This window comes from Psychromonas sp. SR45-3, assembly GCF_014163575.1.
In the GTDB taxonomy this organism is placed as follows: Bacteria; Pseudomonadota; Gammaproteobacteria; order Enterobacterales; family Psychromonadaceae; genus Psychromonas; species Psychromonas arctica.
The window spans coordinates 95,765-108,991 of sequence record NZ_JACJDP010000012.1 but is presented as its reverse complement, the minus strand read 5'-3'; the positions used below and the strand labels follow the sequence as shown (position 1 = coordinate 108,991).

Genomic DNA, 13,227 nt, shown 5'->3' with positions numbered 1-13,227 from the left:
TAAATCGCTAAAGCTACTGCATCACTAAACTACTCCCCTATTACATCACTACACCGATAACCATTGCTTATTATTTGCGATGGTTATCGGTGCAATTTATTAACAATAAACTAAATGCCTCTAAAGATTATTCGACCACTATTCCCAAAACCTATCAAGTCCCATAACCTATCAAGTCCCATCACCAGCCCTCTCTCATAACCAATCAAGTTCAATAACAGCCTTCCTCGCAGTATTGAAACAGCATCAGCAATAGAGTAATTCACGCCTTCTTTGCTCTGCAAACTTTACACTTTATCTTGTAAAGTTTACTTCAACTCATTTCCACAAAAACAGAAAAAACAATTTAAAACTTTAAAATCAATCACTTAAAAACTGGCACGTATCTCGCAATATCTATATCAACAACATCATTCAACATACACCAAAAGGAGCATCACATGTTAGGTTGGGCATTAACTTTCTTTATCGTCGCAATTATCGCAGGTGTGTTAGGTTTTGCAGGAATAGCTGGAGCAGCGGCAGGAATAGCTAAAATAATATTCTTTGTCTTTGCCGTATTACTGGTGATTTCATTAATTGCTAACGCACTAAGAGGTCGAACACCAAAGCTTTAGGCATTTAAATGTTAAGCATTAAAACGAGCCTATTTATATACATTAAACATTTGAACTTTAAACATTAAAGTGAATCTATATCACATAAATTAATTATTACTGGAGATCGACTATGAACTTTAACAAACAAAAAACACTATTAGTATTAACACTGGCTTCAACATTAGGTTTAGCGGCTTGTAGCGATGATAGCGCAGAAACAGCAGGCGAAAACATTGACGAAGCAGCTGCAGAAACTAAATCATTTGCAGAAAACGCTGGCGATAATCTTGATACGCTTGTATCAGATACTAAAAATGCAGCAGGAGAAGCCGGCGATACACTAACCGAGGCTGTCTCTGACTCTAAAGATGCCGCTAGCGATGCAGGTGACAAAATAAAAGACGCAGCAACTGATACAGGTAATGCCATAGAAGATGCCTGTGAAGATGTTAAAGGTGAATTAGGCGCTGAAGATAAAGACTGTTAATCGCCAAGTCATAACATATTAAGGTAAACCAAAAACTAACCACTTTTTTAGCCTAAAATAGCTTTAAGAATAGCTTCAATTATGGCTTAAAATATCACTGAAATATGTTAATAGTTAACAAAATGCATCGTGCTAATACACGATGCATTTTTTATTGCGGCTTTGTAAGTTACAAACATCTCATAGACCCCAAAATAACAATTTAGTATCGGGGAGATACACAGAGTTTTTGACGCCCTTTTATTCACTTTAGTTAGGATAACAGCGTTACCATACAAAGCTTATTTAACTCATGTATTAAGCAGGATAACAACGCTTCAGCACCGACATAGCATCATTCAATGCCTTAGTCGTTTCAACACACCCGCCTTTATCGGGATGGTATTTTGCCAATAATTGTCGATAGCGCTTTTTAATAATCACTAAATCACAGGGTTCTTGTAGATCAAGTAAAGCTAATGCGCTGTTCTTTTCACTATTGCCTCCTATATTAAGCCAAAAACTGTCTAGTAAATTATCGACATCTTCACTTGATGTATCGTGCAAATTATTGATATCCAAATAATAATCCCTTAATGGATCATGATTTGCCAACTCAAGGTGTAGATTATACTTAGGGTCATTAGCTCTATTTTGCTGACCTTGCTCGGCGGGTAAAAATTGAATATTTAAGGCTTCAATAATAAGCATGCCCTCTTGAGCGGCTTGTAATTGATCATTTAACTTATAGAGTGCATGAAATAAAAGAAAGTGTTTCTGAAAGAGGTCTAAGTTATCAAAGAAGGTGGCATTTCTAGAAAAAGGTTCTTTTTTCGAGTAAGCCGTATCTATCGAATTTAGTGGCTCTGCTGCTTGTTGTGGAGGTTCTTGTGGAGATGCTTGCTGCTGTAACAGTGTTAACAGATCATACTCTTTGATCCCTTGCGGATAACCTTTAAGCATTTTTAATAGACGACTGTTGTGATAGCTATTTTTTTGTTCCTTGTTTTTCTGCTCACTTTTCTGATCATTGCTTTGTTGATGCTGACTCACTAACACTGCTCCCTTTCATTAACCTATACCCGTTAAGCTAATATCAATAACTGCAATACAATAAATATATGTTTAGTTCTAACTTACAAATTTACACCTGTACCACTACGAACATAAGCGTAGCAGATTTACATCGTCGTATAGTTAGATAGATTAAAAGTTTTGTAAAGAGAATAACTATTTACAAAACTTTTGGCTTAAACTAGCTCCTTTTTCCTGCCTAATATCTGATCATTAAATTAACGAAATTGCTATTAGCAGGTTCCTTAGCTATTTAATCGCCTATTATTTAGTAGTTCTGATCAATGGTACGAAACGTCAAATTAATACGAGCCGTATTGACTTTTTTAGTCGGTGGTAATCGATGTAACCAATGCGTTTGAGTTGCGCCTTTCATAACTAATAAACTGCCATGTTGTAAGAAAATCGACTTCGTATCTTGGTTTACTTTATGTTTAAAAGAAAACTTACGCTCTGCACCAAAACTTAATGAAGCAATCGCCCCATTCTTTTGTAAGTCTGTTTCACCATCATGGTGCCAAGCCATCCCTTCTTCACCAGTACTATAGAGGTTTAATAAACAAGAATTAAACTGATGCCCTGTTGCTTCTTCTACCCTCTTTTTTAATACTAGTAGTTCAGGCGTCCAGGGTAAGGCCACTTTAGTCATATTGGAATAAGTGTAATTAAAAGATTCATTGGCATACCAAGCTACCTTTCTCTTAGTCACAATCACTTCACCTAAAATATTTGCTTGGTCATGTTTCCATTGAATAGTATTAAGCAAAATATCAAAGAAATCATTCGCTTCATCAAAGGGGATTAACAGCCCATGGTACTCTACTATCCCATCATAATTAATAATGTTAATCGGCGACTCTTCTAGCGCTGAAAATAAGTCCAGATTGTACATTCTATTCCCTCTTTTAAAGCAAACTCATCACTAAGCTAATATTTGTAAAACTGCGCTATTTTCTACAAAACTTCACTATCTTCTAGAAAGCTTAATATAAAGAAATAACGACAAAAATATAATAGCAGCCCCTATCAGCTTTTGTGTTTCAAGTATTTCTCCAAGCACCACCATGCTCATGAGCAGTGTCCAAATGGGTTCTAAAATCATGATTAATGCGGCAGTTTCGATCTTAATTGAAAGTTGTCCCATGGTTTGTAATAAATAACGGATTGAAGTCGCAACAACAGCAGAAATAACGAACCAAACTATCACGTAATTAGTTAATTCAAAGTGAGCTTGTTCGTTAAACACAGCAAAAAGTGCAGTAAAAATGCCTACCGTCAATAACTGTATAAAGATAGAGATAAGCGGCTTAACACTGCTGGACATCTTTTTATTAAATACAAAATGCATAGACAGTAACGCAGAAGCAAGTAAAAAACACCATTGGCTTTTCTCTACCTGCCAACCATTAGACAGTGTCATCAACATCATGCCAGCAATCGCAATAGGTAACGCGAACCAGAATGCTCTATTAGGGCGTTGACGAAAAAACAACCATGAAGTAAAAGGTGCAATAATCATCGCTAAGCTCATGATAAAGGCCCCTTCAGAGACGCTGGCAGTGATTGACATCGCATAGACCCAGACCTTCATTGAAACGGCTAAAATAAGGCCAACGGAACACACTGATATAACTTGTTTGAAGTTTAAGCGTAATACTTTTTTATAACAAAAAGGAAATAAGATAAGACTCGCAAACAAAAATCGAACCGATAAAAAGATGTCACCCGGTACTGACTCAATCACTATTTTAGAAGCAATCCAACCAACTGCAGCTAGCAATGTAGCTAATAATAAATGAAACTCTCCGCGCATCGGTTTTCTCTTTTTAATTGTTTTATTTTTACGTTTTATAAACACAAAAAAGCAACCAAACTGTTCCGTAAGGTTGCTTTTAATAAACTGAATGACTAGTCACACTAGTTTAACTGAGTCACAAGAATTAGCTTAACTTATTTGCAACATTCAGATTAACTATGCTTAGAGCTATTCTTGTATAGTTTTAATGTATGGCTTAGTTTACTCAGGCTGACTGTATTCAGGATAATCCGTTAAGCCTTTTTCGGCTCCACCGAATAACGACTCTGGATCATGAGCTGCTAATGGGTAGCCATTTTTAATACGGTTTGGTAAGTCGGGATTAGACACAAATGAACGTCCAAAACCAATCATATCAGCCAATCCACTTTTAATAGCTTGCTCGCCTTTTTCAGCATCATAACGTCCCGCGTAAATTAATGTTCCTTGATAAGCCGCACGAACATTTTCTTTAAATATTAAAGGTGTTTCAGGTGCATCGTCCCAATCCACTTCAGCAATGTGAATATAAACAACATTATGCGTATTCAATAATGCAGCGGCGGCGCTATAAGTTTCTACAGGCGTTTCATCAACCGTACCGTTTAATGAAGTAAACGGCGCTAAACGAACTCCCACGCGATCTGCACCAATAGCATCAACCATTGCAGCAACGACTTCACCTAGAAAACGTAGACGATTTTCAATACTGCCGCCATATTCATCAGTACGATTATTGGCATTTGAATCAATGAATTGATTGATTAAATAACCATTAGCAGCATGTAGTTCAATACCATCAAATCCCGCTTCAAGTGCATTCAGTGCCGCTTGACGATACTCTTCAATCACATTGTTAATATCCGTTTTAGTCATTTGACGAGGTTCAACGACGTCAACAAACCCCGGTGCACCAACACCGTCATCAACAAATACTTTTACATTCTCAGCTTTTAAAGTCGATGAAGAAATCGGTTGAACACCACCCGTGTTATCTGGGTGTGATACTCGACCAACATGCCAAAGCTGAGCAAACATAACACCGCCTTTTGCATGTACGGCATCTGTTACTTTTTTCCAACCCGCAATTTGTTCTGCACTGTATATCCCAGGTGTCCAAGCATACCCCTGACCTAATGCAGAGATTTGTGTGCCTTCACTAATAATAAGCCCTGCACCTGTGCGTTGTGCATAATACTTAGCCATGATGTCATTTGCTTCATTACCCGGTTGAGCAGCACGAGAACGTGTCATCGGTGGCATCACAATGCGGTTTTTTAATGAAAATTTTCCTAATTGAAGTGGTTGAAATAGTAAATCTGTCATCATATTTTCCTTTAAAAAATTATTCAGTTTTAATCAATTCTATTTGATATCCATCGGGTCTGTAATAAAAGCAATATGAGTGGTTGCACCTATAACAGGGCCAGACTCACCTGTCACTTTTCCACCTAATGCATTGTTCTTGCTGCAAGCAGGGTAAATATCTTCAACGCCAAGCGTAAGGATTAATTAAGAAGCGCAGTATCGCTTCGATAGCCAACAATATACGCCACTCCATTGACACTTTAAAATTATGATTAATTATCATAATAATAATTAAATGTTATACATAATCAGGTTAGTTAAAGCATAAAGTTGTTTAAAGTTACTTGAGGTTATTTAAGGTTGCATAGCCTTTAAACACAGCCCATTGTTAATACAATATTATAAAAAGGAGTTTTAAAAATGAAAGAGATGATCGTAAAAAACTATATGGATGTTAATTTTGCGAAGATTTATGAAGATATGCCAGTGATAACCGCATCAATACAACTCATTCAGAAAGAAGCATTAGGTGGGCCCGTTATTGATCAAAATAACATATTACTTGGTTGGATTTCTGAACAGGAATGTTTACACGTAACCACTCAATTTGCTTATCACAACCAGCGAATAGGTTTAGTTCAAGACATCATGCGTAAAGAAGTGCTAAGCGTTAAAGCAGATCAAACAATTTTCTCATTGGCAGAAAAGATGGTGGGTCCTCAACCTAAAACTTACCCAGTGATTAACGAAGACAATAAAGTGGTGGGTGTGATATCTCGCCGTCGCGTATTAAAAGCATTATTAGATAACAATTTTTAATCAAGTTTAAGATGGCTTTTCGGCAGACTAATATAGTTTTACTAAGCTCGTTTCTTAATAAGCTAATTGAACGAATTAAAAACGTCTATTTACTCGATTTTTTAATATCTTATAGTAAATAGACGTAGTACTAGCAAGAAAAAAGTAACGATTCTAAGCAGTAGCGTTAGATGCGTTCAATTTATTAGCCGTCCAAACATACAATAACTCTAATGCTATTGTTGCAGCAGCAAGTGCAGTGATCTCGCTTTGGTCGTAAGCAGGTGATACTTCAACCACATCCATTCCCACCAAGTTAATCCCTTGCAGTGCGCGAATGATTTTTAATGCTCTATCCGAGCTAATACCACCACATACTGGCGTACCCGTACCCGGTGCAAAAGCAGGATCTAAGCAATCAATATCAAAGGTTAAATACACCGGTTTGTCACCGACAATCTGTTTAACCTGAGACACAATCTCATCAACTGATAAATCATTCGCTTGCATCGCATTAATCACATTAAAGCCATGACCTTGCTGCTTATATTCAGTACGAATACCAATTTGCACTGATGATTTAGGGTCAATCAACCCTTCCTTAGGCGCATGGTAAAACATCGTACCATGGTCATAACGACTGCCGTTATTATAAGTATCAGTGTGGGCATCAAAATGAATTAATGCCATTTCACCATGATGCTTTGCATAAGCCCGTAATAAAGGCAGCGTTACAAAATGATCGCCCCCTAAACTGAGTAACATTTTACCACTGCTTAGAATTTGGTCGGCTGCCGCTTCAAGACGTTGTGTCATGTCTTCAGCATCACCACAATCAAATACTAAGTCGCCAGCATCAATCACCTTGGTATGCTCAAACAGTTTAAACTCCCATGGGAATTTTTTACTTTCCCATGACAAGTTAACCGAGGCACGGCGCACAGCATCTGGGCCCATACGCGCACCAGAACGACCTGATGTTGCCATATCAAAAGGCACACCGAGTACAACTACATCTGCACTTTCTGCCAATGGATCTTTCGCTAAAGGATTTTTCACTAACGGACGACGCATAAACGTCATCGCATTAGAATATAATGAGTAATCTTCTTTAGTGAATAAATCGTTAAAGGATGCCGACATTTAAAAACCCTCTAAGTAAGTGTAACCCGCTAAACCTTGCTCTAACTCATCTAAAATACTTTGCTGCTCTTCAACCGATATACGCGATGATGCCAATGCACGGTAATTATCACGAATCGCTTCAACATCGATGTGTACGTATTTCATCACATCTTCAACCGTATCACCTTCATTAATCGATTCTATTTCCCATCCACCCTGCTCATCCACATTAACCACAACGCTGTGCGTGTCGCCAAATAGGTTATGCATATCACCTAAAATCTCTTGATAAGCCCCCACTAAGAAAAAGCCCATTAAGTAAGGTTTATCAGCAGACCAAGCTGGTACTGGTAAGGTCGTTTCAATGCCTTGACCATCAACATATTGGTCAATCACACCATCAGAATCACAGGTGATATCTAATAATACGGCGCGACGTTCGCCCGCATTCTGTAAATTAGACAGCGGTAAAATTGGGAATACTTGATCAATTCCCCACGCATCTGGTACTGATTGGAATAGTGAAAAGTTAACAAAGAACTTATCCGCTAAACGCTCGTTTAAATCATCTAAAATAGGACGATGAAAACGGTTTTTAGTACTCATTTGCGCACTTAATTCATGGTAAATGCGTAATGCAACTTGCTCACCCCAAGCGCGTTCTTGCAAACTTAATACGCCCGTCGCAAATTGATTATGTACTTCTACAATGTCGCTTTGTGTATCGTTGTAAATCTCAATTAACGCACGGTCATCACTGCCGCCAGATAATAAGCTCCAGTTATTCCACATGTTTTGTAGTAATAACGAACCAGGCTCAACCGGTGCTTCAATGACTTCTGGTTTGTAAGTTTCTGCACCAATAACATTGGTGATTAACACCGCGTGATGCGCTGTTAATGAACGCCCAGACTCAGAAATAATCGCAGGTTTAGGTTGATCATAAAGATTACAAATATCACTAATCGTGATCACAATATTACGAGCATATTCCGCTAAACTATAATTCATTGAATTATGAGATTGGCTACGAGTGCCATCGTAATCTACCGCTAAACCGCCACCCACATCTAAATAGTCTAATGGCACACCCATCGTGCGTAATTCACAGTAAAAACGTGCTGCTTCACTCACACCATTACGTACATCACGAATATTCGCCATTTGCGAACCTAGGTGAAAATGTACTAGTTGTAATGTATCTAATTGGTTTTCCGCTTTTAAACGTTCAACAACCGTTAATACCTGAGCAGCAGCAAGACCAAATTTAGACTTTTCACCGCCGCTTGATTGCCATTTACCCGCGCCCTGAGAGGCTAAACGAATACGCAAGCCCATACGCGGCTTAACGCCTAACGAGCGTGCTTCTTCTAACACTAAATCAAGTTCAGATAATTTCTCTAATACAATGAGTACTTTATGACCTAGTTTTTCACCAATTAATGCTAAACGAATATATTCTCTGTCTTTGTAGCCATTACAAACAATCACAGAACTGGCTTTATGCGCCAACGCTAAAACTGCTAATAATTCAGGTTTACTGCCCGCTTCAAGCCCGAGTTGTTTATGCTCTAACTCCGCTTGGCTTGCTAGAATTTCATCAACCACTTCTTTTTGTTGGTTAACTTTAATAGGGTAAACCAATAAATAATTATTATCGTATTCAACTTCTTGAATTGCTTGGTTAAAAGCATCACAAATATTGTGTACACGTTGGTGTAATATTTGCGGAAAACGTACTAAAGCAGGCATGCTTAAATTACGCTCAGCCAATTGCGTTGCAATGTCACTTAATGCAAGTTGATGATCACTGCCACTGCGCGGTGAAACATACACCTCACCTTGGTCGTTGATCCCATAAAAACCTTGGCTCCAGTAACGAACATTGTATTCCGCTCGGATGCGTTCCATATCAGTTGAATGTTGCAAATTTAGATCTCTCAATAATAATGTAAGAATAATGATGACTCAGTGAACTGAAATCACAGCTCGATGACCGCCTTTTTCTTCCTCTAATTAATAGGCATTAAATAGAGTTAAATACAGTGGCCATCGCACAATTTATGTGCTCGGATTATTGGGTAATAATTGCATCACGTCTAGATAATAATTTTGCTTTGCTTAACAAAAAAAATTGAACACATAGCTAGTTCAAACATTTTTATTGATTAAAAAAGCCAATACAGGTCGAAAAATAAGCAATTTAGGAAAATAAAAGTAATTGATTTAAAAAGTATTATACAAAATAAATGCGCAAAATAACGGGTTAGGCTTACAAAAAAATGATGCTAAAGAGTGTGCAAAATAAGAAGAGAATGGGTGGGAAATAAGCACACAATAATAAAATTTATTTTGTGTGCTTATTATATGAATCTAGGAAATTGCTTGAATCTATCAAACAAATTAAATGAACTACCTTTATTGAAATTACTTAACCTCAATTCTGCTTAATGAAAGCAGAATTGAGGTTAGTTAAAATCATAAGGTTATATTTTTTGGCTATACAATGCCGCTAGTTTTGCGTAGTTCAAGGCCAATTATTGAAGCAATAACTGGCTATTGAAAGAGTGTTTAACGAAAATATCCGCGGAAATAACGATGTTGTATCACTTTGCTTATCCATAACTGAGGTTACTTAAGCTTAGTCACCAGAATTTGTTCAACGCGAACACCTTCTAGGTCCAACACTTCAAACTTGTAACCTTGGTGGGTAAAGTGATCCGTGCGTTTAGGTAAACGTTTCAACGTATAAATCATAAAACCCGCAATCGTTTCATATTGAATACGATCAGGAAACTCTTCAATCGCCAAGCAACGCATTACCTCATTAATTGGCGTTAAGCCCTCAATCAACCAAGACGATTCATCCCTTTGTACAATTTGCTCTTCATCTTGATGCGTGATCAATTCACCCATAAAGCTGCTCAACAGATCTTTTACCGTCACAATACCCACCACGGTGGCGTATTCATTAACAATTACCGCAAAAGGTTGAGTGGCCACTTTAAAGGCATTCAATGCTTCAGAAAGCGTCAAGGTTTCAGGTAAATAGAACAAGTCTTTATCCACCTGTGTGGGGTGAATTTGTGCCAGCTCTCCTTTTAACACTAAGCGTAAAATCTCTTTTGATTCAATACTGCCACGAATTTTATCCAAGCCACCATCACACACTAGAAAGTCATTATGAGGTTGTTCGATAATTTTTTGGCTGATTTCATCACTGCTATCGTCTAAATCAAAAAAAATGATTTGATCACGCGGGGTCATCACACTACCAATAGTACTTACTTCTAAATCAAATACATTACCAATCAGTTGATATTCTTGCTTTTGCAAACTGCCATCTTCTGCCCCCGCATCCATCATCGCGATAATATCTTCCGTTGTCACCAGCTCGGTACGTTCCGTTGGAATATGAAATAAGCGCAACATTATATTTGTCAGGCCGTTAAACAAAAACACCGCAGGCATCAACAAAAAGGTTATCCAACGCATCAAGGATACGATACGAATAGCCACCGCTTCCGGCATAATAATCGCCAACCGTTTAGGTAATAAATCAGCAAATAAAATAAATAAAGAAGTTAGGCAAATAAAAGAAAGGATAAAACTGACTTCGCCCAATAACGGGCCTTGATAAAACACACTGAGCATCTGGCGAATATAAGGCGTTAATGCCTGCTCACCGATAATACCGCCAAGAATAGAGATACCATTTAAGGCAATTTGCATCATCGCAAAAAAGTTACCCGGTTGCTGTTGCAACTCAATCACATCAAGTGCTTTAGCACTGCCCTCATCCGCCATCACGCGCAGTTTAATCTTCCTAGCCGCCGCAATAGAAATCTCCGACATAGCAAATAAAGCACCCGCTAATATTAATAAAACAATGCTCAACACATCACTCATGTTCAAACCCTTTCATCACACTATAGCCACCCAAATTGATGACTATTTAACACATTACCAATACGCTTTATGCAACCGCTTCCGGATATATAGCGCTAAAATTAGCCGCATTATAGAGCGAGTTTCAAGTTCGACAACGGTTATTTTTTTAATTATGGAAATCTACTAGTATGGTTGGGTTAAGTAATTGAATGTAAACATGAAAGTGGGTGATTTAATATCGAGTCTTTAGAAAGTCTATCAATCAACTTATCTACCAGAAACTTGCTTTATAAAATATCAATTTATAGAGCAAGTTTCTGGTATAAAACAACAGCCAGTTAGCCATTGTTTTTCTGTCGTTCGAAATGCTTTACTTCACTGATTTTTTAGCCTCTTCAACTGCTTTAGTTATCATTTCGATAACATTCTTATCTAACTTGGGCCCAGTATCTATATTTCTTTCTTTATCGAAAAGCCTCATTATCATTTCAATTTTGATATCTTTCTTAAGTAGAATAGGATCAAGTTTAGCTTGTTCACAATGTTCTTCTAAAGATCCACTTAATTGCTCTGTTAATATATGAGCTTTAAGCATAAGCATTTTCTCTTTATTTAAAGCAATAATATGATTCACTAAGAAGTACAACAATGCAGAAAAAGCCCCAATTATTAAAGTTGATGCAGTTATCATAGGCAATCGACTTAATAAAATATCCAACATAGATACGCTCTTACCTGCAATAGTGGGAATTAGATCCAGAAACCCTTTTGCATTATCGTATATTTCATAAAAAATATAACCTAAAATACCAATCAATATTGCAGATAATATTGCATATATTCTTAATTGTGTTCTTGCTTCTTTAGTAAAACCCTTCATATTGAAGCTATATAGATCCTTTTCCTTTTCAGCGTCTCGTATTTCCTTATTAAGGATTTCTAATTTTTTATTTTCAGTATCTAGCCTACTTTCAAATTTAGCCAATTCGGCAACTGCAACCTTACTTTGCAAACCTAAATCTTCTAATTGATTATTTTTATTTTTAATATCTGCACTTTTAGAAGCCTTTTGAGCTTCAAGAGCAGTAAGTTCATCTCTATTGTCACTTAGCACTTTATCAAGTTTATTTAAAATTGCTTCTTTAACTTTATGCCCTTCTTTCAACCTGCCCGCTTCATCCTCTAATGTGTTAATTTTATTTTGTAATAAGGCAAGCTGTGAACTCTTTTCTGTAACTTTAAGATTAAGCGACTCTTCGAAATTTTTAGTTCTATTTAATGCACTCATAGTATGTGAATCAAGAGTTTTATATGACTGGACAAGTTCAGTTAACACATCTGTATTTAATATTTTATTAGCGGGGATATATTGTAAATTATCTAACTGATAATTGTGTGGAATAGCTACTCCCAGAACTACGGAGTGTATATTGCAAACAGGAGGCTCTTCATTTATTTTGTTACTTGGCTTGAGTAATATCGACTCCCACTTTTGTTCACCGTGCTTTATTAAAATAAGTTCGTTATCAATATCGTTATTCGATACTTTTAGGTTTTTCAATGTAGTAAAATTAATAGATGAAATATAGACTGGTTCATTAAATAATATAACGAATCCATTTTTCCGTCTGATAAGCATAGATGATTCTTCACCGATTACCCCTGCTTGAATTAACTTACCAAAAGAATTTTCATTTATAGGGCTAGCAATTGATACATTTTCATTTTTCTTATCATTTGTTGAAGGAAAAGTATTAAATAAAGAGATAAGGGTTTCCTCTATATGATTTAGCTCGGATTCAATTGCAGTCATATCATAAGGAACGAAACGCATCTCATTATTATATTCTTCACTTCGAGTAATCATTTAAAACCCTTAATTTCATTATAAATTTCAATAATCTAGCTATAATACAGAATGAAATGTTATTTACATTAACTATAAACATAAAAAGTGATGCTTATGTTTAATTTATATAAAAAACCAATGCTGACCTAACATTTTCAACATCAGCTTAGAACATTGCTCAATGTGTCTACATCATCCCACCGTTGAGTTTTCCCAAGGTAACCTTTAATTTTAGCAACAGCAAACAGGACGTTTGCGGTAGTTTCAGAATGGCCATGGACGGCCATCCTGAAACGGTGCGTTTAAAATTAATGGTTAGCTT

Annotated in this window: 11 protein-coding genes; 3 read left to right on the top strand and 8 right to left on the bottom strand. The window is 36.8% G+C overall.

Going from position 1 to position 13,227, the window contains the following annotated elements:
* Nucleotides 1–440: 440 nt before the first annotated feature.
* Together H5084_RS09075 and H5084_RS09070 are read left to right on the top strand one after the other, a co-directional pair.
* Entirely contained in the window at nt 441–617 is a 177-nt protein-coding gene (locus tag H5084_RS09075) for a DUF1328 domain-containing protein (RefSeq protein ID WP_182690232.1), read from the top strand.
* 112 nt (nt 618–729) lie between these two features.
* Nucleotides 730–1,086 carry a hypothetical protein gene (locus H5084_RS09070; RefSeq protein WP_166369545.1) on the top strand — a complete coding sequence of 119 codons (357 nt, stop codon included), beginning with the start codon at nt 730–732 and terminating at the stop codon, nt 1,084–1,086.
* Nucleotides 1,087–1,383: 297 nt separating this feature from the next.
* On the opposite strand, the gene H5084_RS09065 is transcribed toward H5084_RS09070, so the two are convergent.
* From H5084_RS09065 to H5084_RS09050, 4 genes are all read right to left on the bottom strand, one after another.
* A complete protein-coding gene (locus H5084_RS09065) occupies nt 1,384–2,118 on the bottom strand; it encodes a DNA-J related domain-containing protein (RefSeq protein ID WP_182690231.1) in 735 nt (244 codons plus the stop codon).
* A gap of 289 nt (nt 2,119–2,407) precedes the next feature.
* Nucleotides 2,408–3,031: an alpha-ketoglutarate-dependent dioxygenase AlkB gene (locus H5084_RS09060; protein ID WP_182690230.1), complete on the bottom strand. Its 624-nt coding sequence runs from the start codon at nt 3,029–3,031 to the stop codon at nt 2,408–2,410.
* Nucleotides 3,032–3,106: 75 nt separating this feature from the next.
* Nucleotides 3,107–3,952, bottom strand: coding sequence for a DMT family transporter (locus H5084_RS09055; protein ID WP_037071954.1), 846 nt, complete (start codon nt 3,950–3,952; stop codon nt 3,107–3,109).
* A 204-nt stretch (nt 3,953–4,156) separates the two neighbouring features.
* Complete coding sequence (locus H5084_RS09050) at nt 4,157–5,260, bottom strand: alkene reductase (RefSeq protein ID WP_182690229.1); 1,104 nt, start codon at nt 5,258–5,260, stop codon at nt 4,157–4,159.
* A gap of 402 nt (nt 5,261–5,662) precedes the next feature.
* Here H5084_RS09050 and H5084_RS09040 point away from each other — a divergent pair, with 402 nt between their 5' ends.
* Nucleotides 5,663–6,061, top strand: a complete 399-nt coding sequence (locus tag H5084_RS09040; RefSeq protein ID WP_028869551.1) for a CBS domain-containing protein — start codon at nt 5,663–5,665, stop codon at nt 6,059–6,061.
* A 153-nt stretch (nt 6,062–6,214) separates the two neighbouring features.
* Here H5084_RS09040 and speB read toward each other — a convergent pair whose 3' ends face one another.
* From speB to H5084_RS09020, 4 genes are all read right to left on the bottom strand, one after another.
* A complete protein-coding gene (gene speB, locus H5084_RS09035) occupies nt 6,215–7,183 on the bottom strand; it encodes an agmatinase (protein WP_182690228.1) in 969 nt (322 codons plus the stop codon).
* Nucleotides 7,184–9,094 carry a biosynthetic arginine decarboxylase gene (gene speA / locus H5084_RS09030; protein WP_220485933.1) on the bottom strand — a complete coding sequence of 637 codons (1,911 nt, stop codon included), beginning with the start codon at nt 9,092–9,094 and terminating at the stop codon, nt 7,184–7,186.
* Nucleotides 9,095–9,796: 702 nt separating this feature from the next.
* Nucleotides 9,797–11,074: a hemolysin family protein gene (locus H5084_RS09025; RefSeq protein ID WP_028869548.1), complete on the bottom strand. Its 1,278-nt coding sequence runs from the start codon at nt 11,072–11,074 to the stop codon at nt 9,797–9,799.
* A gap of 352 nt (nt 11,075–11,426) precedes the next feature.
* Nucleotides 11,427–12,923 carry a hypothetical protein gene (locus H5084_RS09020; protein ID WP_182690227.1) on the bottom strand — a complete coding sequence of 499 codons (1,497 nt, stop codon included), beginning with the start codon at nt 12,921–12,923 and terminating at the stop codon, nt 11,427–11,429.
* Nucleotides 12,924–13,227 lie beyond the last annotated feature (304 nt).